We start from the raw sequence: 23,175 nt of genomic DNA, 5'->3' as shown, positions 1-23,175 counted from the left end.
TCCAGGCGAAAACCAGATGTTGTAACGTCTGGTGAAAAGGCCTGCTTGGGAACCTCGGAACGAGTGAGTCAGCGGATGATTTCCGCGAAATCTTCCATCTTGGCGGCAATATCAAGCACTTGCTTACCATACCCGCTGTGCTCATCCTGAAGCTGGATGACAAGCGTGTCGATAGGGCGCGTGAGGGCAATCATGCCCCAACGCCACGCCTCCCTGTTTCGGGCTATCTCTGGGTCTACGAATCCTTCCATCGCAGTCTCCTCCGAATGGTCTTTCCACGAGGCTATCTGCGCGAGAAAACTATCGAAGCGATCAAGTACCACCGTCCACCCTTCGAGCCCACGACAGGACGCATATTGGACGATCCTCGCTTGATTGCTTGACCGTGGGAAGTCTAGGCGTGCGTGCGGGTCGACCCCGTCCCATGTCTCGGTGCCCCATTCAGAGAGGACAGTTGACATCGAGCTTCGGACGACGTTTCCGTCGCGCTCCACGCCGTCCGGCGGCACGCAGAACAGCATGTCAATCGGAGCGTTCCCGTCATCGCGCAACTCGCGTACCAGCTGCTCGTGTAGCTCCTGCGCAGTCTCGTAAGGTTTGCATAGGACAATCAAGCGTCCGCCGCCTGCGGCCGGGTTGGCTTCGGCTTCCCAGCCCATACCAGTAGATCTTGCGACCTCCCCGACAAAAAGAGAAAGGTTGCGCTTAAGCCGAAGGCACGTTGTCAAGCTGTGCGTCTTCCGTTCTTCGCGCGGTATTCCTTTCCGCCAGTCTGCCCGCTGGCCACGGGTGAACTGGTCGATGCCATCTGCTATGCAAAGCCGGCGAGGGCTGTAGAGGACCTTTAAAAGAGCCGTTTCTCCCGAGGGCCAATCTTGCCCCTCGTCGACGAATACTTGGTCGAAATCGAACCTATCGGGCTCCGCAGATACGATGCCTTCGATGTCTGCGACCCCAACAGCGCCACTTTCAACCATTTCGAGTGCAGCGGCGCAGAGCTCGGGATAGCGAGAAAAGTCGAGGGCCTCTTCCTCGAGTAGATGGAATCTCGCGAACCATCGGTAAAGAAACGACATCACCGTCGAGATTTCGATTCCACCATCTTCTGGGGAAGAAGGAATACCGGCTAGTGCCATTAGGCGGCGCATGTCGGCGGCGAGCGCCAAGTTGTATGTCAAGATCAGCGTACGCTTCCCTTCGACTTTGTACTGCTTCCACGCCGTTTGGAGTAGAAGGACTGTTTTTCCAGTGCCGCCGTAACCTCTCAGGAACACCGTTCCGGAGCCAAGTGTTTGCAGGACTTCATCGACTGCCGGGTTCTTTACGGCGAGCCGTTCCATCCGCTCCCGGTCGAGGCGGGTCGGGATCATCGGGCGAAAGAGGGGAGAGGCCAATACCTTCTCGACGGACTGTGAGCTTCCCGCGGAAAGATATCCCTGACCCTTTCGCTCCAGCACAGGTGATGAACTCGCGATAGCGCTCATAAGTTGGTGGCCATTGAACCCGGACGCGACGGCGCTAGGAGCGGAGATGTTTTGAAGGCTCGGGAAAATCAGGCATCGTCGGACGAAGACGTCGGCATGTTGATCCGAAAGATAGGCCTTGAGCGAATGCATTTGGTTTACATTTTGGTCTGTCGCGCTCTTCCTCTCTATTCTGCCGGAGCGCGAATATCGAACCTCTACTTGGTCACCGTTCACTCTCACGTTTCGTTCGTCGTGGTCTTTTACTTCGATTGCCGCGACAAAGCTTTCAACCAACAGGGGACGATTGTTCAGTCTACTTCCAGAGTGTCCCCGGATCACGCGCATGGGGCGGATTTGGCGGGGACGGACAAGCTGTCCCGCCAAAACGATATCGATATCCTGCACCCTATAGCCGGAGATCTTCACGCTGACGGCGATCTTGATGTCTTCCTGTTCAATTGGAGACGTGGCGACGCCAGGCCAGATAGCCTCCAGTGCGTCCCGCACCATGATTGCGGCTCTATACTCGCTCGTGCCTTCTGTACCTACGATTTCAATCATCACGCCTCCAGTAGCTTGACGACGTAGGTCTGCGGGGATGCCGCGAGATCCCGGATATCAACGAAGTCGACTTGATGGGCTGGCCCATAGTTCGCCTGCAGCGTTAGCTTGGCATCGTGCTGGCGGTCCTGCGCGGGTCCATCCTTGGTTGTGTACCAAAGCGGGTGCGAAAGAACGAGGGATCGACCTGGGTTCAAACGTGTGACTGCGAAGAGGCTGTCCGCTTGTTCCAAGAAGACGTCGCCGTCCTCCGAATTGCAGAGTTCGACTACGCGACTCCCGATTTTCTGAGAGGATGCAAGCCAGCGATCCGTGTCGAGGGGATGGCCAAGTACGAGCTCCGCGACGTCCAGGGCGAGTCGCCAGTCTAGCGCAGCGTGCAAGAAACGATTGTTGTAATTTCTCAGGCAGTCTGGACAGGATCGATCGCAAAGGGCATGATCTGCGGCCTCCCACTCCACTCTTCGCACGTCGTAGTGTCGCTGCAGCAAGGCACGGAGACGCTTCGGGTTGCAGATATGCCGCGTGTAGCCGGCACCGTTTTCCAGGGCATCGGCGACGTAGATTTGCATCGTCACGCAATGCGGCGTTCGCCATCGCTGGGTACCGACGCGAAGCTCGGAAGGATCCACGTCGAGCTCGACAGCGGCGGCAAGCTTTACGAATTCGCCGAACGAGACCAAGGCTGCCCTGGCCGCAGGTTGGTTATCGATGTCGAGAACGCCGTTGTATCCGACGTTGGGCAAGCTTCCGAGCAAAAGCGTCATAACGTCTGTGTTGAATACCGCCCCGATTGCGCCAGTGGTTTCGGGCTCGCCTTGGAGATCCCGGTAGGGTGGATCATCCCTGTAGAAGTGCTCTTCGTTGACGATGATCGAATTTACCTTGCGCCGGAAGTTGAACATCTCGCCGCTTGCGTCGTTCACGAGCGCAATCGGTTCGTCCGATGTCAAAGCTACTTTCATCGGTCCAACGTCGAAGCCGGCCGAGTAGTCCGGCTTGAATGCCAAAACAGGTGGATTAAGCGCGGGTCCCCTTTGACGTTGCCCGTCGTAATCCCTTGGCCTGCCGGTCGTCGTGAATCCCTTTGGCTGGTAGAGATTGAAGGGCGATGCCATTGACTGACAGACATCGCAAGTTTCGGACGCGCCTTGCATGATGTTTCCGCAGGTTTCCTCCTCGCACTTGGAAAAGACTAGAGGGTCTCCCAGCGGATCAGGGTCTGAAATGATCCTGCCGCCGACCTGCCGCTTGTACTCGAAACCACACGCGACGTGGATCTGCTTGTCCTTGGGGATCTCGGAGCCAGGTGAGAAGGCCCATACCGCGTGGTCAAGGGGACGGTCCGAAATGACCATCTCGTCAACAGATGCGCCATGTTTGAATCCGAACAAGCTCCGCGTTTGGGTCGGAAAACCAAACATCGGCAGGATTCCCGCCGTCGCGAGCCGTTCGCTCAGTTCTTCTTGGATATAACGATCACTCTTCACGATCTCGGATACATGGTCGGCGAGCTTTTCGCGGCAGTAGGCCTCTATTGAATCGCGTTTACCCGTCGAAAGAGGGGCGTTTAGGCATAGCGCATCGACGACCTCGGTAACCTCAGGTGATGTTGCCAGCCACTCGGAAACCGGCGCCTTGTATTTTGACTCCCAGCTACTGGTAGCACCAAATGATCCATGGGTACTTGCGCTGCGGCTTGGCGGTTCGGCAAGAGCATTGAATGCCCTTCGGAGTGTCTCGGCAGCTGCCACGCGCCTGACGATCTCCGGGCGCGACAAGTCAAGGTAGGGTTGTGGTGGGGTGTCACCGGTGATCCGTTCGGGATTCGAGTAGTAAAAGTCGTCGTGGGAGCCGCCGCGACAAATAGTGAGGGCATACGAGAAGCTCTGTCCTGCGCGACCCGCGCGCCCGACCCTCTGCTGGTAGTTAAAGCGTTGCGGGGGCATGTTGGCCATCATGACGAGTTCTAGGGAGCCGATGTCGACCCCCACTTCCATGGTGGTGGTTACGCTCAGCACGTCGATGCCGTGAACTCGTGGCTCTTCGCCTTCGAGGAAGGCTTCCTTGAACAGTCTTTGGCGCCTGCGTTGTTCCGATAGCGGCTTGGTCTGTCCGGTAAGTTCCTCAACGTGCAGACGGTGGGCTTTTTCACCGGACAACCAGCGGTAGTAGTCGTCTTCGGGTTGATCGATCGGGGAAAAGCTCTCCGACTCGCAGTTTAGCGAGGTGCACGCTTTCACGGTGGTATTGGCCGAGATCCTCGAGCAGCGATCGCAGCGCGCCAGCCCAGATTCTATTGGGACAAGCTCTAGTTTCAGGCTCCCGTAGCGTGTTACCTGGAGAACCCAGTTCTCGTTCGCGATGCCCTCGGTTTTCAAGAGGTCACCAATCGCGTCTGCTAGTACGACTGGGTCGCGGTTGAGGCGGGGTGCCGCTTTTTCCAAGTATTTTCGTACCCCTGCCGGGGTATTCGTGCTCGACTGGCTACTGCCACTACCACTGTAGAGGCGAGCTTGTCCGAGGAGGCGAACAACGTTCGAAAGGATGCACTCAGCTTCGCTACGCTCCAAGCCCAGCTTTGCGGAGAATTCTCCAATCGGCCGGACGTACGCAATGCCTAAGGTTTCGAGGTCGCGACCGCCCCCGTCAAACAACGCGGCGGCCACGAGGGAAGAGAGGTTTTCGCGGATAGTGCGGCGGCCAGCTTCTTCGACCGAGGCGTCCAAGCGCGCGACACCGCTGGGCCGCGTTTCGTCGAAAAAGCGCCACCAAGGCTCGTTGTCGACAGTTTGCCGCGACGCATCGGTTCCTTGCGGGTTTTCACCAAGCTCCAGTAGGCGGGCAAGAACGCCTGAAACGAGTTGACTCCAGGCAACAGCAGGGTTTCCCAGCGCTTTCTCGGAAAACTCCCTGATGCGGGCGCGCTGGCTCTCGTTTGCCATGCGCAGGCTGTCTAGCAGCAAGGATTGCATCAGGTCGGGGTGAAACGCGTTGATGGCCGCAGCTATTTCCTTCTCGCGAGCATCTAGATCGTTTTCTGCCTGTACTTTCTTGGCTACTTCTTTCGCGTCGTCTATCGAGAACACCTGCTTCGGCTCCAGCTCGGCAAAGACGAGTTGTCTGACGAGCGATCGAAAATGGTTCAACTCCAAGCCGGCCGCCACGTCTGCCGCGTCGTCTCGGCTATCGGTAAAGGCGATCATTGGAGCGGCAACATCCTCTGAGCCCAAGATCGACGTAGCGCGATCCGCGATAACCTGCGTTGTCACGTTTAAACCTGTCCGGAGCCCCCGGATCGGGCTATTCACACGGCTGCCGGAGAAAAAGGCTTTTAGGATGCGGCTCTGGCTCTTCGATGACTGGCACGCTGGGCAGCGCCCTGGCAACCCGGGCACATCGACGCCTTTTGGAACTTGGAAAAGCGTACCAGTGGGAGTTTCGCCGGGTTGCGCCTTGGCTAGGTGGCCGTAGAGCGGGCGGTATACGGCGGGCGCGAAGCCGAAGGTAACCGACTTGCCTGTCGCCGGGTTCTTGTGTTGCCAACTTGTCGTGACGCCGGAAGGAACCAACTTTCCAGGCCAATACCAACGGAAGCGGCTATGTGGCCTTTCGTTGACCAGGCCCGGTACGGTAGACGAAAGGTCCGTTGGACCGGACTCCAAGAAGACTTCGCCTTCCTCGTCCTCGTCAACCTTGGGGGTAACGTAGCCCCCAAGGTATGCCTCTCCGCAATCATAGCAATAGAGAAGCTCCAGTACCTGGCCACCGCATGGACACTTGATAGCGGGCTGCTTGAAAATCTTTCCAATCTGCCGTCCTTCGTAGCGAAATCGCTCCTCCACTTCGCTGCATGCGGGGTTCGAGCATGCCCACATGCCCTGTATCTGCCGGAGGAACATGTGCGCTCGGAAAGAAGGTTTCGGTTCTGTGAAAGAAACCGACTGTTCTGTTGCAGCCGCATGAAGAAGAGCAGCGAACGACGTATCCGCTGCGCCCTGACCGAAAAGCTTCTCCTTGACCTTGGAGACCCTTGCCGGCGCAACGCCGCCGTCGTCTTTCCGTCCGGCGGCAATGCAAGCCGAGCCGAGGGCATCGCGTGCCGAAAACCGCGACAACACTTGGTCGATAGCTGAGCGATCACCCCTCATGATGTCGTCGGCCTTGTCCGCGACATGGGATTCGTCGATGGGAAGCTCGACGCTGGGTTTGCGTGGCTCTCCGGGGAAGACGGCGAACGTCGACTTATCCACCCCGAAGAACTGCTGGAGGTATTCGCGACCTTCTTCTCCATCCAGCGAGGCGCTGGTCCCCAGGCACCTGAGCTGCGGTGACCCCGGTTCCATCCCAAGCCTCAGGAGCAAGTTGCGTATTACGAGTGCAACTTCCGTGCCCGCGGTGCCGCGGTAGCCGTGAAGCTCGTCGACGACCAGGGAAAAATGGTTGTTCGGAGAGGAGCGCAGCCAGTTCTTTGTCGCCTCGAAGATCGGCGCCTCGTGGTCCCGCATCAACATGACATTGAGCATCGAGACGTTGGTGATCATGATGTCCGGCGGCGCGTCTATCATGTCCCACCGCGTAAGCATTTCGCCGCAGGTCGGATCTTGGAATTGTCCGCGGATCTCCTCGTCCCGGTCGCGGAGCCGCTCTGCTTCTTCAGCAATCTTTCGAAGGTCCTTCGCAACCTCGCGGATCCTTTGCCGGTCGCCTGCTTTGAGTTGCCCGCTAGGGAAAAACGTTCCGCCAGGCGTCGCCCCAGTGTACCGGCCGAAGTAGAAGAGCGGCTGGCCGTGGATGGCCTTCGCGCGGAAAGCAGCGCGCCGAAGCCTGGCAACCTGGTCCTCGACGAGCGCGTTGGTGGGATAGAGCAGCAAAGCACGAACAGCTGGCGTGGGGCCCCCGCTAATCCCCGACCGGATCCCGTTCCAATGCGTCTCTTGGGACCAAGGTCGTTCCCACCATTGGTTCAAGGTTCCGCTTCCGACACCGCCCAGCCTCTCAGCCAAGAGCCTCGCAATAACGGGCACGAGGAAACTCTCGGTCTTCCCGGAACCCGTCCCAGATGTAACCACGACGTTCCTGGTCGGCGCATCGTTCGGTGCCAATGAAGTGACTAGTGACTGGGCTTGGTGCTTCCTGAGGGAGTAGTTCGCACCAAATACCACTCTCCCAAGATGCTCCGCCACGCTCGGAGGTAGGCCCGCTTCCTCGCAAGCCTTTTCGACAGGCACCGCCGATGGATACGCTAATACAGCCTCGAGAAGGATTTCTTGAGCGGTAAGGCCGGGTTCCGCGAGTAGTTCACGGCGCTCCGCCATTAGCGCCCCGTCTCGCATCCAGAACGCGCTGTCATAGTATTTGTGATATGCTTCCTGGATGTACTTGAGCACCTCGTTCGGGGTGGCGTTAGGCAACGGTCCGGTCTCCCTCGTAAAGTTTTTTCAAGATAATGGTTGCGATCATGGGAGCGACTCGCTCGTAAATGAGGCGCCCCCCTTCAATTAATGGCAATGCACCGCTAGAAGCGACGAGAGCGCGGGCAAACAACCCTGGAGGCTCAGCCCCGAGAGCGGCGATGAAGCGGCCGGTGGAAATGTCGTAGGCATGGAGCCGTGTACCTTCGCTCTTTGCGGCCAAGATCTTGGCGACCCGATGGCCAACTTGGCGCGTGTCTCCACTATGATCGCGGAACACGTAACGGGTTCCGTGCAGCCCAACCCGGTAAGCCCCAGTGCCTTCAATGGTCTCTGCTCTAATCCAGCGCGCGTCTCTGACGTCGAACTTGGCCAGTGCGTCCGCTCTTTCGACATGCATTGGTGTCCCCAGCATCCAAGCCATTTCGATAGACGGCAAGTTTCTGGCAATCGCCAAGCCGAGGTCGTGGGCAACTGTCACCGAGCGGCCGTGCGGATCCGTGATACCTTCAAGCAGCGCGTCTAAGGGCAGGCCAGCGAGCCCAGACCACCGATGCAGCGTAACGCGCCCTGGCTGCGAGACCACTTCGTAGATTGCACCTGCGCTCTCCAGCGCATCACGGATCTTTCCAAGTAAGAGCTTCGAGTGGAAGCCGGCGAGACGGGCCTTCTTGTCGAGACCCACCACCATAACGGGTGGAGGCACCGACCAATCAGATGCGTCAGAAAGGATCGAGTCCTTCATTTCAAGATGGCCGAGGGCGAAAAGGTCAGCGGCCAACGTTCGTGGAAACCACGGTTCTTCTGAAACGGATGCCACTAGCCGCTGAAATGCATGCCAACTGCCTTGACCGAGGTAGCAGAGAGCATCGAAAACCGTGTCAAGCGAAACGGAGTTAGTCTGAGGTAAGCTTCCGCCGTGCTCTTGCTGTATCGCGCCTTGCGTGGCCGTTTGCCTCCGAACCGGTGTCCCATATCGTGCCTGTTTGCTCTTTTTCCAGTTTTTCTTCGCCACCGCCCGCGACCGAGACAGTGCGCGAACGTGGCAGTCTTTGCACTCGGCCATCTTGGCTTCGAACCGATCGTCCCCCTTCTCGAACGGCTCGTAGACCCAGTAGTGATATCCGCGGATCACGCAACTCCCAGCGGCTTGGTGGACCGCGTCCTGCGAATGATTCCAATCGACCTCGGGAGTGGCCTCTGCCATCCCCTCGGGAATCTTGTTCGAGGAAGTTTCTGGTTGAGGCGAAACGCTTTGATCTGGCTCAACATTAAGCCTTCCCACGATGGTGCATCCCTCCAGTCCGTTTCCTGGACTCAAGGAGATGGTTTCTGAATTCAGGGAGAGCCCTTGGCCGCTGGCAAACGGATGGTAAAAGCGTTTTCCACCGAGCGGGCGTGGTACGTCTGCACTTCTTAACGAAAAATCCGTTTCCGCCAATTCAGCTTTGCCGGCTTTCACCACGGCCCGCAGGTTGGTTCCCGGTGCGACCTCGACTTGATCTAGATCGAGTTCGATGAAGTCACCCACTGCTTTCGATGAGGCCACGATCTCGTCGTCTTGGCCGAATCGCTCATGCAGGATCTCGAGCTTACCATCGCTTTTTTCGGATTTTGCTTCGACGTGCGGTTTTGCATCAACATGCCACGTTCCGTGGCCGAGTTTCAGGCCTCCAACGCAAGCGATCGCAGCAGTGCTATCAAGCGGATTCAGGGCATGGAAATTATCGTGTGCGTTGTCCACGGAGCGCACGATTTCGACCCCTCTCAGGATGCACCAACCCCTTGGAATCCCCGGCATGTCGGACGATTGCAACACGGCATGCCCGGGTCGCGCGCACTTGGCGAGGTGGCCTTCGACTTTTTCGAGCCATGCTTCGTGGCACAGGATCGCGTGCTCCTCGAAGAGGCTTGCACGGGTAACCTCCCTGAACATGGTGCCTTCCGCAGAGCGCGAAAACACGACGATGGGCTTAGCAATGTAGTTGTAGGTGACGCCGCTTTGTTGCCCCATGAAAGTTTGCGATTGTAGCAGTAGAAGGTCGAGGTTTATCGAACCGATCGGTCCGAGGAATTGGACGCCCGGCTCGCCTTCTTCCAGAACGAACTCATCCTCAAGAATGCTCTCCGGTTTGATTGGGCGAAGTGGTTCGGCGTTACCACCACGTGTCACCGAGAGCGCCAGAGTTACCCTCTTTCTAGGAAACCCGGGGAAGCCTAGTTGCCACTGAAGCCGCGCCTTCTTCGCTTGCCCTGGCGTTACGGCCGCTGACGGCTCCCAGCTTTCGAACATGTCAAGCGCGGCGGCGACAACGCGCTCTCTCAACTCGTTCGCGGTCCACAGTTTCTTGAGCCAAGCAGTTGGACCGGATGACCCATGCGAGGTCATCCAGTCATTCACGAGGAGCGCCATCTCCGCCTCCCCAATTGGGTCGCCAGGCGTCAAATCGTACGCCAGAAAGAGACCTTCAAATCGCCTGCGGTCTGCGTCTCTAACAAGAGCTTGCGAGAGAGCATAGCTGGCGTACTGCCAATGGCTAAGTAGCGGTTTGGCGGTTGGCCTTCCGAGCAAGTAGTCGTTCTCAGAAAGCCAAAGGTTCAATGCTCGCCAAAACTGGCGTGTGCTTTTCGCGTACTGCTTAAGTTTTTGTTGGTTTGTCGCGCCCTTTACCCCAAGCAACTCGAAATAGCGCTCGTAGTAGTTGTTAGGTGAGAAGTTCTCATCGGCACCCATTCTCTCGGCGGCGATGGACAAAGCGCATAGAAGTGCCGTGAAGGGAGGCGGGGATCGCCGGCCAGCCTTGCTCCAGTCCTTCAACCAGCTGGTATGATCTACATAAGGGTCCGCACGATCGAACCGAAGTGATCGTGAAACGCATAACCCTACGAAATCCCCGAGTTCATCAGGCTCAATCTCGAGAGCCTCGGCTACTTCCGTTTCTGCGTCTCCCTCCAGATCAAGATAGACTGGCAGCATTTCAAATCGCCCGCGAAAAAAATAGTTGTTAAGCGCGGAGTTTGCCGCCGCATACTCGGTGTCGATTTCGACAGACCAGTAAGCTTTTTCTTCCATGGCCAAGCTTTCCGAAGAACTATACTTTTCAATCTAGAAGTGATGAGATGGCTAATTGCTCCCTGTTAAGGAGCACGATTTGCTGATCCTGGGCCTTTCGCGCGCCCGGGTCGGTATCAAGCCCAAGCCGCCTGAGCGCGTAATAGAGCAGCGCGCGCCGGACCTTGATTTTCGCCTTGCCACCGCGCATGCCGTAGTCGAGCGCTATGACCTTTGCCTGAGTTTCCGAGAGGTCAGGGTGGGGGCCGACTTCCAGCGTGACCTCGGAATGCCAATCGTGATCATCGCCGGGGGAGACTTCGGCTTCTCGCGAGCCACGGATTTTGAGCATTCGCGATAGCAGGAAGTCCTTGAAGCGCTCATCAGTCTCGCAAAACGCCCGGGCGTGCCAGCGGAACCCGTCGAAGGCGATGGCGTGGGGCGCGATCCAGCGCCAGCTTGGCTCCGGGCGGGACAGGCTTTGATACTTCACCTCGATCGCTTCCGACCGGCGAATGGCGCCGACGACCGATCGGAGCGTCGCGGGATTGACGCCACGAACCGGCGTCGGTGCGGATGCAAACGGAGGAAGCTCCGTGATCCAGGTTTCTTCTCGGTCAAGGATACCATCGGCGACCGAACGCAGCTGGGCCAGATACTTGCTTGCGTCGGGTTCGCTGAAATGGGCTTTGAAGTCTGGCGTGCGCACATAGGTCCGGGCGCTTTTATCATAGACCATGTTGTCGGGCGCCAGGCCGATGTAGCGGTTCAGGTCGGCGGACGCCTGGTTCACCGAAACTCCGAACTGATCCATCAGGTCGCTGCGGTTCACGCGCCCCTCCCAAAACAGGCGGAACTCGATGAACTCGAGCCGTTGCTCGACGCCCCAGCGAAGCTCCGCCTTGCTGTCTTCCACATCACTCTCCCGGCTTGGCCGATGCGCATTGTAACTATGCGCGCACATTTTCTGTGCTTGAGGCGATGCTAGCGGAATGGTTGAGCTTGTGCAATCAGAGCTTCGCAAAAGGAGATCGATTTTTTTCAAGTCTTGGCTTTCCGCCGTGCCACGCACCGTCGCGCAAAACTGTTTGTCCCGTGCGGAAGGAAGCAGAAGGCAAAGCTCATCTAGTCTCTTTGCACGACCGGCTTCTTTGACAAGTGGGCGCCACAAATTGCTTTACTCCGTCCGAGTTTTTTCGTGGAGCGGATATAGTGCCACCTCGGCCATGCGAGATGGTATTTTAGGACAAAGCTTTTCGATCTCGCGCCAAAGATCCAAGCCCGAGAACTGGAATTGTCAGCATTGATCCGGAGGAGGAGCGCCAATGATGGCAACCTCCCGCAGTCTCGACTGTGGAGACAGCGGGAGAATTTTTCTTGAGTTAATCGGGATTCAATCCACCAGATCAAGATACGCTACCTGATCTCGTGTTTTGCCCAAAAGCATGGCGCGTTCGAACGCCAGGATGTCTTCCAGCCGATACACCACGCGGCCGCCGATTTTCATGTAAACTGGTCCCTCGCAGGCCCACCGCCAGCGCTCGAGCGTTCGATGGCTGATCCTCCAACGCGCCGCCAATTCCTTCTGGTTCAAGCAAGTCGGTTGCATGTGTTACTCCTTACGTACAACTCTGTTTGGTTGCTCGCAAACCAAGGCGTGAATGGAAAAACGAGTAAAGTCAGAAGTTTGCGCGAATTGCGCATGCGTCCCAAACCTCCGGAGAGTTCGCGAGTATCAGACAACACCCGCCTCGATTCCTCGATCTGTGATCAGCCACTGGTGGCTACGTTGAGACAGGATTTTCTGTATTCCTCTCCCTCCGCCATTTATGGAATTCCAGAAAACCACTCGGACCCTCGCAGTTTTGTGCAGATGCGCAACGGAAACGCTGCCCGCATCCATTCCATGAAGTTCTCGGCCCCTTTGCGGGCTGCTGGCCGTTTGTTGCAAGCGCAAGCCGTGGATGGCTTTAGAGGTGCTCGGAATCGAAAATCGGGCGGCGCTCCGTTTCCATAGCGCCGAATTCAGACGGGGCGTTTTCAGGAGAAAGATTTGGCCGCACGGGCAAAGACCAGGAAAAAGGCGCAAGTGCCTGCCTCGAAGCCGAAAACCATTTTGCCAACTTGTCAGCCACAGAGCAGCGCAAATGCCGCGCCAGCAGTTTTGCTCAATGAGTTCAAAGTGGTGCCCAAGGTGAGACTCGAACTCACACGCCCGTGAAGGCGGGGGATTTTGAATCCCCTGCGTCTACCATTCCGCCACTTGGGCCACGGGTTTCAATTAGCGTCGCAAGCCGGGAAGGTCCAGAGGCAAAAATCACTGATGCTGCCTCGTTCGCCCCATAGGCGGTTGACCTCTCGCGGGTCGCATGATTTGGCATTGGGGCAACAGATATTTGGATACCGCACCCGATGTTGCGATCGCTTTATGACCGGACAATCAGTCTGGCCGAACACCCTCATGCCATGTGGGCATTGGCAATTGTAGCTTTCGTGGAGAGCTCGTTTTTTCCGATCCCCCCGGATGTTCTGATGATTCCCATGGTTCTGGCCCGTCCGTCAAAGGCATGGCTGATCGCGACCGTGGCACTGCTCGCCTCTGTCCTTGGCGGGTTGCTGGGTTATGCGATCGGGGCGTTTTTCTATGAAAGCGTCGGGCAACCCATCCTGCAGGCCATGGGCAAGGCCGAGGCGATGGAGGCATTCAACACGCGGTTCAACGACTTCGGCTTCTGGGCGGTCCTGACGGCCGGCGTGACTCCGTTTCCCTACAAGGTCATCACCATCATGTCCGGTTGGACCGGTATGCCACTGGGAACGTTCATCGCCACGTCTATCCTTGCCCGGGCCTTGCGCTTTTTTGTTGTTGCCGGGCTGCTCTGGGGCTTCGGCGAACCAATCCGGGGTTTCATTGAAAAGCGGCTGGGTTTGGTCTTTACCGTGTTCATTGCGCTCCTGATCGGGGGCTTCTTTCTGGTGAGATACCTATGATCGACAGAAAAACACTTGTCCTTGCCGCGGCACTGGGCTCCGCGGCGATGCTGCTTGGGGCCTGGGGCTTTCAGTATCTAGGCGGCATGGCGCCCTGCAAACTGTGCATCTGGCAGCGATACCCGCACGGGGCGGCAGTTCTGATCGGAGGGCTGGCGCTGGCTCTGCCCGCCATAAGATACCTGCCCGTGGCAGGTGCCCTTGCCGCGCTGACGACTTCGGGGATCGGGGTATATCACACCGGTGTCGAGCGTGGCTGGTGGGAAGGCCCATCGACCTGCACTTCGGGCGATATCGGCGGTCTGAGCACGCAACAGCTCATGGAGCAGATCATGTCGGCGCCGCTGGTGCGTTGCGACGAAGTTCCGTGGGAGATGTTCGGCCTGTCGATGGCCAGCTGGAACGCGATCGTGTCTTTCGGGTTCGCGCTGATCTGGCTCGCCGCTGCACGCGCCCGGTGATGGGGCCGGGTCACGCCTCCAATTCGGCATCCCAATAGAGGAAGTCCATCCAGCTGGCATGCAGGTGGTTGGGGGGAAACTTGCGCCCGATGTTCTGAAGTTCCTCGGCCTGCGGCTGGCGTGGCGGCTTTCGCAACGTCATGCCTGCCTGCCGCAATGACTTGGAGCCCTTGCGCAGATTGCAGGGGCTGCAGGCCGCCACCACGTTCTGCCAACTGGTCACACCACCCGCTGCACGAGGCACCACGTGATCAAAGGTCAACTCGCCCCTGCTGCCGCAATACTGACAGCGGAATTCGTCCCTCAAAAACAAATTAAAGCGCGTGAAGGCCACGCGCTTTTGGGGTCTAACGTAGTCTTTCAAAACAACGACCGACGGTATTCGTATCTCGGTGCTCGGGCTGCGCACGACCTCGTCATATTCGGCCACGATGACCACCCTGTCCAACCAGGCGGCCTTGATTGCCTCCTGCCAGGGCCAAAGGGACAGAGGGTAATAGGACAGTGGACGATAGTCGGCATTCAGAACCAAGGCTGGATGGTGTTTCAACGCCCCCGGTTCCCTGACGAACTCGCTCCTGAAGTCTCCGTCCATGTCAGACTCTCTCCTCGCCCTGCACTGCCCGTTTCGACATCAGAGCGGGGAGCACCCGCCCCGGCCTAAATACGACTATATATCGTGTATAAACTCAGGCAAGCCCTGAGTTTCCACAACATGTCGCAGTGTGTTTACTTGGCGAGAGTAACATACCCGTGACAGTTATCCACAGCTTGCCGCCACCGGGCTGCACAGGATAAGGGGTGGTTCCATGTCCTGGTTCATCCGCTTCAACAAACCTTTCGACGTATTGCCGCAATTCACCGATCGCGGCAGCGCGGTCTCGCCGCGCCGCACGCTGTCCGACTTCATCGACCTGCCCGGCGTCTATCCGGCTGGCCGACTGGACCGCGACAGCGAGGGGTTGATGCTGCTGACAGACAACGGGCGACTGCAGGCGCGCATCTCGGACCCAAAGCACAAGATGGCCAAGACCTATTGGGTTCAGGTTGAAGGCGTGCCGGATGCGGTGGGGCTCAAAGCCCTGTGCGACGGGGTGGAACTGAAAGACGGGCTGACCCGACCGGCCAAGGCCCGGCGGATCGACGAACCCGCCGGGCTCTGGCCGCGCACACCCCCGATCCGGGTGCGCAAGTCGGTGCCCGACAGCTGGATCGAACTGACAATCCGCGAGGGGCGCAATCGACAGGTGCGCCGCATGACCGCTGCGGTCGGGCACCCGACGCTGCGCCTGATCCGTTACAGGATCGGGGAGTGGACCTTGGACGGGTTGGACCCCGGCAAATGGGAAACCTTGCCAATGCCGCAACTGCCAGCGCCGAAACCAAAGCACAAAATGCGCCGCCGGTGACAGCGTTGCTGCTGGCCTGCTAATCTGCGTTCATGAGCGAAGCAACCAAGCCCCCTGCCCCGACCGGGATTCTCGAAGCGGCGCTTTACGTCGATGACCTCGACAAGGCCGAGGTGTTCTATGGCGTGGTGTTGGGATTGGAGCAGATCCAGCGCGTTCAGGACCGGCATGTCTTTTTCCGCGTCGGCCCATCGGTGCTGCTGATCTTCAACCCGGACAAGACAGAGCTACCGCCCAGCAATCCGCGCCTTCCGGTGCCGCCACACGGTGCGCGCGGGCCGGGCCATGTCTGTCTGGTGCTGGAACGGGACCAGTTCCGACAAATGCGCCGCCGGCTGGAAGAGGCCGGCACCCCCATCGACGCGGAATTCGATTGGCCCAACGGGGCGCGGTCACTCTATTTCCGTGACCCGGCCGGAAACTCGGTAGAGTTTGCCGAAGGCTGGTTGTGGGATTGACCCTGACCGCCCGCCCGGGGGCGGACCTTACAGGCTCAGCTTGTCCCGCATGAAGGCCAGCGCCACGCTCAGGCCATCCGGCGAAATCCCGTGGCCGGTGCCTTTCATCACATGGGCATAGACCTCTTTGAACCCGGCACGTTGCAGGGCTTCGGCCGCCTCTGGCAGCGACTGCGGCGGCACCAGGTCGTCTTGGTCGCCATGCACCAGCAGCACCGGCATCCGGCTGACCACTTCTTCGGCCAGCAGATCGGGTTCCAGCAGACGACCCGAGAATGCAACGATCCCCGCCACGGGATCCTCGCGGCGCGGAGCGACATGCAGGCTCATCATGGTGCCCTGCGAGAATCCGAACAGCACGACCTGCTCGGGCAGGACGTCTTCATCCACCATCAGAGCGTCAAGAAAGGCGTTGAAATCTTCGACCGCCATTTCCATCCCGCGCCGCGCCTCCTCCTCGGAAGAGCCGTCGATCCACGGAATCGGGAACCACTGATAACCGAAGGGCATGCCGGGGATGCTTTCAGGCGCATCAGGGGCCACGAACAGCGTGTCGGGCAGATGCTCCCCCAGAACATCGGCCAGCCCCAGCAGATCCGCGCCATTGGCGCCATACCCATGCACGAAAACCACAACCGAGCGCGTGGTGCCCGAGACCGGCCCCTTGCGGCCCGCATTCAATACCCGAGTCATCTGATCCCTTCCCTGTCCTTGGCCACGCGGTAATAGGCCCACAGCACGCGCGCCGCAACCGAGCGCCACGGCGACCAGGCCTCGGCCATTTGCCGCAGGTGTTTTTCCCTGGGGCGCTCGGGCAGGTCATAGAGCATCCGTGCCGCTTCCTGCAGCGCCAGATCGCCCGGCGCAAAGACATCGGCGCGGCCCAGAGAGAACATCGCATAGATTTCGGCCGTCCAGACGCCGATCCCCGGCACCTGCGTCAGGATGGCAACGACCTCTTCAGTGGGTGTCTCCCGCAAAGCCCGATAGTCGATCCGCGCCTCTGCCAGTGCCCGGGCATAGCGAATCTTCTGGCGGCTCAAACCTGCAGCCCGCAAATCCTCGTCCGTGGCCCACATGATCTTGCGCGGGCCTGTCAGCCCGGCCTCCTTGAGCCGCCCCCAGATCGCGTTGGCAGAGGCCACGCTGACCTGCTGACTGACGATGGCGCTGAGCAGCTGCGCAAACCCGTCCGGGCGGCGGCGCAGCGGCAACGGTCCGGTCTGATCCATCGCATGGGCCATGCGTTGGCATTGGCCTGCAAGCCATTCCGCTCCCTCGGCAACGCAATCCGGGGTTTCGATGATCCGACCGACTGTCACTGTTCCTCCGACCTGCTCGACGTTTCGTAAACCAGATTGGATTGTTTCAATACATATTCAATCCGCTTGAGGTGTTCTCCGAATGCCGATAGGCATGCCCGCATGACACAGACCGCCACCGATCCGGGCAACAGCCAGGCCAAACGCAATGTCGCCGTTCTGGTGGCCGCGCAGGCCATTCTCGGCGCACAGATGCCGATGATCTTTACCGTCGGCGGGCTTGCGGGGCAATCGTTGGCGACCAACCCCTGCCTTGCCACCCTGCCGATTTCTCTGATCGTTCTGGGCTCGATGCTGGCCGCCACGCCGATTTCGTCGATCATGCAGAGATGGGGCCGGCGCGTCGGGTTTCTGGTTGGCGCAACGGCCGGGGCTGCTGGCGGTGTCGTCGGAGCCTATGGCCTCTACCTCGGGTCGTTTCCGATCTTTCTGCTCGGCAGCCTGCTGACCGGCATTTACATGAGCGCGCACGGTTTCTATCGCTTTGCCGCCGCCGACACCGCGTCGGACGACTATCGTCCCAAGGCGATTTCCTATGTCATGGCGGGCGGTCTGGCCGCCGCAATCATCGGCCCGCAGATCGTCAAGCTGACCTCTCAGGCCTATGTCATCCCGTTTCTGGGCACCTATCTGGCCGTCATCGCGGTGAACGTTATCGGCTCGGGGCTGTTCTTCTTCCTCGACATCCCCAAACCGCCGCGTCTCACCGAAGACAGCCCGCGCGGGCGCACCCGGCGCGAGCTTCTGAGCGACCCGCGCATCGCCGTCGCCGTGATCTGCGCCATGGTGTCCTATGCGCTGATGAACCTGGTGATGACCTCGACCCCTCTGGCCGTCGTGGGCTGCGGTTATACCGAGGGCAACGCCGCCGACGTGGTCACCAGCCACGTGCTGGCCATGTATGTCCCCAGCTTCTTCACCGGCCACCTGATCGCGCGGTTCGGCGTCGAAAAGATCGTGGCGTCGGGCCTGGCCATTCTGGCCGGCGCCGGGCTTGTCGCGTTGCAGGGCGTGGATCTGGGCAATTTCTTTGTCGCCCTGATCCTGCTGGGCGTTGGCTGGAACTTCGGCTTCATCGGCGCCACGACCATGCTGGCGGGCGCACACGCACCGCACGAGCGCGGGCGCATGCAGGGCCTCAATGACCTTCTGGTGTTCGGCGGCGTGACCTTGGCGTCGCTGGCCTCCGGCGGGTTGATGAACTGTTCCGGCGGCTCCCCGATCGAGGGCTGGACCGCCGTCAACCTGGCGATGATTCCGCTGCTGACGCTGGCGGGCGGTGCGCTGCTGTGGCTCGTGCTGCGGCCCGCCGATTCCGAGACGGTCTGACCGACGGCCGCTACCAGCGCCCCGTCACGACCGCCCGTATCAAAGAGGCTCTGCGACGAAACTCGCTCTGCCCCAATGCACCGACGGCAACACGGGCCGGTTCCTTCAACGCTTGTCCGAGTATTGCCTCGGCCTGCCAACCGGCCAGCATCGCCGGACGCGCTTCCTTCGACACTGCGCCCCGGTTGGCGCGTGCTCGGGCCAGACGGTCCAGCGCCTCTTGCGCCAGCCGCCGAACGCCTTCGGGCGTGCCATCAAGCAACGGAACCCGGCCCCGGGATTCCAATTCCGGGATGGCCCGGAACCAGTTGGCAACACCCGAGGCAAAGCCAAGGTCCCGGACCACGCTTTCGTCAGCCTCACCCAGTGCTTGCGCTGCAGCCCACATCAAGGTTCCCGCGCTCTGGTTTATGTAGTTGGCAAAGTGCTCGGCATCCTCGAACGGATCGCGATAGATGTCCCAACGCCTTACGGCGACGTATTCATCCATTTCCGACGCCGCCTCGGGCGAAAGAACGGCTGCCAGAGGCGTGACGACCTCGTGCCGCCGGACCTGCCCGCCTGCCGCGATTTCCTCCAGCGCATCCCGCCACCATTGCAGCCGCATCTCGGCGATCATCGGCTCCTGCGTGACCCAGGGCGCGCGAGAGACTTCGACATTCAGCGCATACAGGGGAAACAGCACCGCACGCGCCTTGACCGGTGCGGCCATGGCGGCCATGAACCGGTCGGGATCAGCCCGGTGAACCAATGCGGCACAGGCCTTAAGATCGTCGTCGAACGTCATGCCGGACGCACAAGGAACAACGCATAGGCGATTTGTTCCCGCGCCGCCTCCCACAAGGAAATCTCGCGCTCATGGGCGTCCAATACCTCTACGAGCGCGTCATCCGGGCCTTGCGCCCTCAGTTCCAAAATCCGCTGCCGCAGCGGGGCATAATAGGTCTCCCACGGCTCTCCGATGATCAGACGGTGGTCCACCACCTCATACCCGGCCTGCGAGATCCGGGCTGTTACCCCCTCCAGATCGGTCAAGGCAGGATATTCCGCCCAAAACTCCCGCGCGGCTTCCGACTGCGGCCCCGGTATCCGGACAGGCTCCGAGAAAGCCACCCAGCCGCTGGGCGTCAGCGCGTCGCGCCATGCCTGCAACCCTTCGGTCACCCCCAGGAAATAGATTGCGCCCGCGGACCAGATCAGGTCATACGGTCCGCCGGGTTCTGCCATGTCGCCTTCGATCACGCGCACACGGTCACCAAAGCGGGCACAGCGTGCGCGCGCCTCTTTGACGAACTGCGGCGGTTTTTCGATCCCGGTCAGACGCGCCAACGGCAGTGCTTCGGCAAGAACTTCCAGATCGGCGCCCGGCCCGCATCCCGCGTCGCAGACAGTCACCTCACCCGACAGACCGGCCCGTTCCAAGGCCCAGAGCACATCTTCGGCGCAGCCCGGCCCCTCGCGGGGCAGGTCCTTGTGCAGGGTAAAGAACGCATCCCAATCCATTACGCCGCCGTCTCTTTCGTGCCGCAGTCGCGGACCAGTTTCCACTGGATCGCTTCCAGCAGCGCCTCGAACGAGGCATCGACTATGTTGGCGCTGACGCCCACCGTGGACCAGCGCCGCCCCTGCCCGTCCTCGCTGTCGATGATGACACGGGTCACGGCCTCGGTGCCACCTTGCGTGATGCGCACCTTGAAATCGACCAGGTGCATGTCGTCGAGCACTTCGGAATAGCGCCCCAGATCCTTGGCCAGAGCCTTGGCCAGCGCGTTCACTGGCCCCCGGTCATTGCCGCTTTCATCCAGCGACTCGCTGACCGACAGCTTCTTTTCACCGTCCACCTTCACCACGACGACCGCCTCTGACAGGCTGACCATCTTGTTGTATTTGTTCTTGCGGCGCTCGACGGTGACCTTGTAGCGCTTGACCTCGAAGAACTGCGGCAGCTGTCCCAACTCTTCCCGCGCCAGCAACTCGAACGAGGCCTGCGCGGTGTCGTAGGAATAGCCCTCGGCCTCGCGCGCCTTGATCCGTTCGAGAATGCGTCCCAGCGCCGGATCCCCCGGCTCGACCACCAGCCCCGCCTCGGTCAGACGCTTGCGCAGGTTCGACTGCCCCGCCTGGTTTGACATCGGAATGATGCGCGTGTTGCCGACACTGGCCGGATCGACGTGTTCATAGGTCGACGGGTCCTTTAGAATGGCGCTCGCGTGCAGCCCAGCCTTGTGCGCAAAGGCCGAAGCGCCCACGTAAGCCGCCTGTTTGGTCGGCACACGGTTCAGGATGTCATCCAGCATCCGGCTGACCCGCGTCAGGCCCGCCAAGGCCTCACGGCTGATGCCGGTCTCGAACCTCGACGCATAGGGTTCCTTGAGCAGCAACGTCGGGATCAATGCCGTCAGGTTCGCATTGCCGCAACGCTCGCCCAGACCGTTCAACGTGCCCTGTATCTGGCGTGCGCCCGCATCGACGGCAGCCAGAGAACAGGCCACCGCGTTCTCGGTGTCATTGTGAGTGTGAATTCCCAGCCGGTCACCAGGCAGACCCGCCGCGATGACCTCGCCCACGATACGCCCGACCTCGGACGGCAGCGCCCCGCCATTGGTGTCGCACAGCACCACCCATCGCGCGCCTGCGTCCAGCGCCGCGCGGCAAACCTCGACCGCATAGGCCGGGTTGTCCTTGTAGCCGTCAAAGAAATGCTCGGCGTCGAACAGCGCCTCGCGCCCCTGCGCCACGATATGCGCCATCGAGGCCCGGATGTTCTCGACATTCTCCTCAAGCGGGATGCCGAGCGCGTGGGTCACATGATAGTCATGCGCCTTGCCGACCAGACAAACGGTCTGGGTGCCTGCGTTCATTACCGCGGCCAGAACGTCGTCATTTTCGGCAGATCGGCCCGAACGCTTGGTCATGCCAAAGGCTGTCAGCCGTGCCCGGGTCGCCGGAGCCGCATTGAAAAACGCGCTGTCGGTCGGGTTCGCGCCGGGCCAGCCGCCTTCGATGTAATCGACGCCCAACTCGTCCAAAGCCTTGGCGATCTGCGCTTTTTCCGAGGTCGAAAACTGCACGCCCTGCGTCTGCTGCCCGTCGCGAAGGGTCGTATCATAGAGATACAGGCGTTCTGGCGCCTCGGTGACCCGATCACTCATCCCACGCCCTCCAGCTTTGCCGCATCGAACTCCGGCCCCGGAACAAGCTCGACGCCCGCCTTGCTCATGCGCACCTCCAGCCCGGCCGCCAGATAGGCTGCCTTCAGCCTGTCGACCTCGGCAAAGTCCTTGCTCTCCATCGCCTCTGCCCTTGCCGCAGCCAGACGCGCCTCGTGCGAGGAAAGATCCAGTTTCGGGCCTTCGGCCCAAGCCCCGATTTCCTCGGTCAACAGGCCCAGCAGCTGCGCCGAGGCCAGCAGCCCGGCCGCATCTCCGTCGGCAGCGAGACGGTGCAGTTCGGCGATGGCGCCCGCCGTGTTCAGGTCATCCGCAAGCGCATCGACAACCGCGGGCGCCGCGCTGGCGGCGGGTTCGATGCCCGCCGTCAGCGCCCGCCACTTGCGCAGGACGCCCTCGGCCTCGCGCGCCTTTTTCTCGGTCCAGTCCATCGGCTTGCGATAATGGGTCTGCAGGAAAACAAAGCGGATCACCTCGCCCGGCACGCCTTTTTCCAGCAGGTCGTGCACGGTAAAAAAGTTGCCCAGAGACTTGGACATCTTTCTGCCCTCGACCTGCAACATCTCGTTGTGCAGCCAGTAATTCGCAAAGCGCCCCTCGGGGTGCGCGCAGCAACTTTGCGCGATCTCGTTCTCGTGGTGCGGGAACATCAGGTCGTTGCCGCCGCCGTGAATGTCGAAACTCGCGCCCAGCAGTTCATAGGACATGGCCGAGCATTCGATGTGCCAGCCCGGGCGACCCCGGCCCCAGGGCGAATCCCACCCCGGCAGGTCATCGGTCGAAGGCTTCCACAGCACGAAATCCATCGGGTTCTTCTTGTAAGGCGCCACCTCGACCCGCGCTCCGGCGGTCATGTCATCGACCGACCGGCCCGAGAGCTTGCCATACTCCTCTTTCCACGAGTCGACCGCGAACAGCACATGCCCGTCCGCCTCATAGGCATGACCCTTTTCGATCAGCACCTCGATCATCGCGATCATCTGACCGATATACTGGGTCGCGCGCGGCATGTGATCGGGCTCCAGAGCGCCCAACTGGCCCATGTCGTCCAGGAACCACTGGGTCGTCTCGGCCGTGATTTCGCCGATGGGCCGGCCCGTCTCGGCGGCGCGGGCGTTGATCTTGTCGTCCACATCCGTGAAGTTCCGCACGTAAGTCACGTGCTCTGCGCCATAAACCTCGCGCAGCAACCGGTAGAGCACGTCAAAGACCACCACCGGCCGCGCGTTGCCCAGATGCGCCCGGTCATAGACGGTCGGCCCGCAAACATACATCCGGACATTCTTCGGATCGATCGGAACGAATTCCTCCTTCTTCCGCGTCCTCGTGTTGTGCAGCTTGATCGTCGTCATCGGGTCATGTCCTCAACAGCATGCGCTTGCGCGTTGGCGCGGGCATAGCAACTTGTCTCGGAGATGAAAACGAAAGAAACCGGCCCGCGTGAAAGTTCAGCAGGGAATGCAGCCAATAATGATGCAAATGGTCCGGTTCATGCGCCCCGGATAGCATGACCGCGACGATCCGCCAAGCCTCCTTTCCATC

Annotated in this window: 17 protein-coding genes and 1 tRNA gene; 5 read left to right on the top strand and 13 right to left on the bottom strand. The window is 60.1% G+C overall.

The window, feature by feature from the left end; genetic code table 11:
* Window positions 1–68: 68 nt before the first annotated feature.
* From AVO45_RS02985 to AVO45_RS02965, 6 genes are all read right to left on the bottom strand, one after another.
* Entirely contained in the window at window positions 69–2,027 is a 1,959-nt protein-coding gene (locus AVO45_RS02985) for a DEAD/DEAH box helicase (RefSeq protein ID WP_068344294.1), read from the bottom strand.
* Window positions 2,027–7,345, bottom strand: coding sequence for a DEAD/DEAH box helicase (locus AVO45_RS02980; RefSeq protein ID WP_276202391.1), 5,319 nt, complete (start codon window positions 7,343–7,345; stop codon window positions 2,027–2,029). Before AVO45_RS02980 ends, AVO45_RS02985 begins: the two co-directional genes overlap by 1 nt.
* Before the next feature lie 88 nt (window positions 7,346–7,433).
* Entirely contained in the window at window positions 7,434–10,514 is a 3,081-nt protein-coding gene (locus tag AVO45_RS02975) for a hypothetical protein (RefSeq protein WP_068344291.1), read from the bottom strand.
* Window positions 10,515–10,542: 28 nt separating this feature from the next.
* Window positions 10,543–11,409 carry a BrxR family helix-turn-helix transcriptional regulator gene (locus AVO45_RS02970; RefSeq protein WP_068344289.1) on the bottom strand — a complete coding sequence of 289 codons (867 nt, stop codon included), beginning with the start codon at window positions 11,407–11,409 and terminating at the stop codon, window positions 10,543–10,545.
* A 477-nt stretch (window positions 11,410–11,886) separates the two neighbouring features.
* Window positions 11,887–12,087, bottom strand: coding sequence for a helix-turn-helix transcriptional regulator (locus AVO45_RS19285; RefSeq protein ID WP_240482044.1), 201 nt, complete (start codon window positions 12,085–12,087; stop codon window positions 11,887–11,889).
* Window positions 12,088–12,676: 589 nt separating this feature from the next.
* Window positions 12,677–12,762 (bottom strand) — tRNA-Leu (locus tag AVO45_RS02965).
* A gap of 143 nt (window positions 12,763–12,905) precedes the next feature.
* Between AVO45_RS02965 and AVO45_RS02960 the strand changes: the two genes are divergently transcribed.
* On the top strand, window positions 12,906–13,484 hold the full coding sequence (locus tag AVO45_RS02960; protein ID WP_068344288.1) for a YqaA family protein: 579 nt from the start codon (window positions 12,906–12,908) through the stop codon (window positions 13,482–13,484).
* Window positions 13,481–13,945, top strand: a complete 465-nt coding sequence (locus AVO45_RS02955) for a disulfide bond formation protein B (protein ID WP_068344286.1) — start codon at window positions 13,481–13,483, stop codon at window positions 13,943–13,945. The genes AVO45_RS02960 and AVO45_RS02955 overlap by 4 nt, the downstream gene beginning before the upstream one ends.
* A gap of 10 nt (window positions 13,946–13,955) precedes the next feature.
* On the opposite strand, the gene AVO45_RS02950 is transcribed toward AVO45_RS02955, so the two are convergent.
* Complete coding sequence (locus AVO45_RS02950; RefSeq protein ID WP_068344284.1) at window positions 13,956–14,540, bottom strand: HNH endonuclease; 585 nt, start codon at window positions 14,538–14,540, stop codon at window positions 13,956–13,958.
* A 214-nt stretch (window positions 14,541–14,754) separates the two neighbouring features.
* On the opposite strand from AVO45_RS02950, the gene AVO45_RS02945 reads away from it, so the two are divergent.
* Both AVO45_RS02945 and AVO45_RS02940 read left to right on the top strand, forming a co-directional pair.
* Window positions 14,755–15,354 carry a pseudouridine synthase gene (locus tag AVO45_RS02945; protein WP_068344283.1) on the top strand — a complete coding sequence of 200 codons (600 nt, stop codon included), beginning with the start codon at window positions 14,755–14,757 and terminating at the stop codon, window positions 15,352–15,354.
* Window positions 15,355–15,386: 32 nt separating this feature from the next.
* Window positions 15,387–15,812, top strand: a complete 426-nt coding sequence (locus AVO45_RS02940) for a VOC family protein (protein WP_068344281.1) — start codon at window positions 15,387–15,389, stop codon at window positions 15,810–15,812.
* A gap of 27 nt (window positions 15,813–15,839) precedes the next feature.
* Here AVO45_RS02940 and AVO45_RS02935 read toward each other — a convergent pair whose 3' ends face one another.
* Both AVO45_RS02935 and AVO45_RS02930 read right to left on the bottom strand, forming a co-directional pair.
* Complete coding sequence (locus tag AVO45_RS02935; protein WP_068344279.1) at window positions 15,840–16,505, bottom strand: alpha/beta hydrolase; 666 nt, start codon at window positions 16,503–16,505, stop codon at window positions 15,840–15,842.
* Window positions 16,502–17,134 (bottom strand): DNA-3-methyladenine glycosylase family protein, encoded by a 633-nt coding sequence (locus AVO45_RS02930; RefSeq protein ID WP_068344277.1) that lies wholly within the window; start codon window positions 17,132–17,134, stop codon window positions 16,502–16,504. Before AVO45_RS02930 ends, AVO45_RS02935 begins: the two co-directional genes overlap by 4 nt.
* A gap of 102 nt (window positions 17,135–17,236) precedes the next feature.
* On the opposite strand from AVO45_RS02930, the gene AVO45_RS02925 reads away from it, so the two are divergent.
* Window positions 17,237–18,463, top strand: coding sequence for an MFS transporter (locus tag AVO45_RS02925; RefSeq protein WP_068344275.1), 1,227 nt, complete (start codon window positions 17,237–17,239; stop codon window positions 18,461–18,463).
* Between the two features lie 10 nt (window positions 18,464–18,473).
* Here AVO45_RS02925 and AVO45_RS02920 read toward each other — a convergent pair whose 3' ends face one another.
* Genes AVO45_RS02920 through cysS form a run of 4 tightly spaced genes read right to left on the bottom strand, consistent with a single transcriptional unit; the run spans window position 18,474 to window position 22,985 of the window.
* Complete coding sequence (locus AVO45_RS02920; RefSeq protein WP_068344273.1) at window positions 18,474–19,250, bottom strand: squalene/phytoene synthase family protein; 777 nt, start codon at window positions 19,248–19,250, stop codon at window positions 18,474–18,476.
* Window positions 19,247–19,966: a class I SAM-dependent methyltransferase gene (locus AVO45_RS02915; RefSeq protein WP_068344272.1), complete on the bottom strand. Its 720-nt coding sequence runs from the start codon at window positions 19,964–19,966 to the stop codon at window positions 19,247–19,249. Before AVO45_RS02915 ends, AVO45_RS02920 begins: the two co-directional genes overlap by 4 nt.
* On the bottom strand, window positions 19,966–21,615 hold the full coding sequence (gene cimA / locus AVO45_RS02910; RefSeq protein ID WP_068344271.1) for a citramalate synthase: 1,650 nt from the start codon (window positions 21,613–21,615) through the stop codon (window positions 19,966–19,968). Before cimA ends, AVO45_RS02915 begins: the two co-directional genes overlap by 1 nt.
* Complete coding sequence (gene cysS / locus AVO45_RS02905; protein ID WP_068344270.1) at window positions 21,612–22,985, bottom strand: cysteine--tRNA ligase; 1,374 nt, start codon at window positions 22,983–22,985, stop codon at window positions 21,612–21,614. The genes cimA and cysS overlap by 4 nt, the downstream gene beginning before the upstream one ends.
* Between the last annotated feature and the right edge of the window lie 190 nt (window positions 22,986–23,175).

The organism is Ruegeria marisrubri, from assembly GCF_001507595.1.
Taxonomy (GTDB): Bacteria; Pseudomonadota; Alphaproteobacteria; order Rhodobacterales; family Rhodobacteraceae; genus Ruegeria; species Ruegeria marisrubri.
Note: the sequence above shows the minus strand (reverse complement) of the source record. Positions and strands in the feature narration are given on the sequence as shown.

Bases quoted from the DNA above. Each gene is read 5' to 3' on its own strand.
- AVO45_RS02985 (WP_068344294.1), bottom strand. From the start codon at position 2,027: ATGATTGAAATCGTAGGTACAGAAGGCACGAGCGAGTATAGAGCCGCA.
- AVO45_RS02980 (WP_276202391.1), bottom strand. From the start codon at position 7,345: ATGGCGGAGCGCCGTGAACTACTCGCGGAACCCGGCCTTACCGCTCAA.
- AVO45_RS02975 (WP_068344291.1), bottom strand. From the start codon at position 10,514: ATGGAAGAAAAAGCTTACTGGTCTGTCGAAATCGACACCGAGTATGCG.
- AVO45_RS02960 (WP_068344288.1), top strand. From the start codon at position 12,906: ATGTTGCGATCGCTTTATGACCGGACAATCAGTCTGGCCGAACACCCT.
- AVO45_RS02955 (WP_068344286.1), top strand. From the start codon at position 13,481: ATGATCGACAGAAAAACACTTGTCCTTGCCGCGGCACTGGGCTCCGCG.
- AVO45_RS02950 (WP_068344284.1), bottom strand. From the start codon at position 14,540: ATGGACGGAGACTTCAGGAGCGAGTTCGTCAGGGAACCGGGGGCGTTG.
- AVO45_RS02945 (WP_068344283.1), top strand. From the start codon at position 14,755: ATGTCCTGGTTCATCCGCTTCAACAAACCTTTCGACGTATTGCCGCAA.
- AVO45_RS02940 (WP_068344281.1), top strand. From the start codon at position 15,387: ATGAGCGAAGCAACCAAGCCCCCTGCCCCGACCGGGATTCTCGAAGCG.
- AVO45_RS02935 (WP_068344279.1), bottom strand. From the start codon at position 16,505: ATGACTCGGGTATTGAATGCGGGCCGCAAGGGGCCGGTCTCGGGCACC.
- AVO45_RS02925 (WP_068344275.1), top strand. From the start codon at position 17,237: ATGACACAGACCGCCACCGATCCGGGCAACAGCCAGGCCAAACGCAAT.
- AVO45_RS02920 (WP_068344273.1), bottom strand. From the start codon at position 19,250: ATGACGTTCGACGACGATCTTAAGGCCTGTGCCGCATTGGTTCACCGG.
- AVO45_RS02915 (WP_068344272.1), bottom strand. From the start codon at position 19,966: ATGGATTGGGATGCGTTCTTTACCCTGCACAAGGACCTGCCCCGCGAG.
- cimA (WP_068344271.1), bottom strand. From the start codon at position 21,615: ATGAGTGATCGGGTCACCGAGGCGCCAGAACGCCTGTATCTCTATGAT.
- cysS (WP_068344270.1), bottom strand. From the start codon at position 22,985: ATGACGACGATCAAGCTGCACAACACGAGGACGCGGAAGAAGGAGGAA.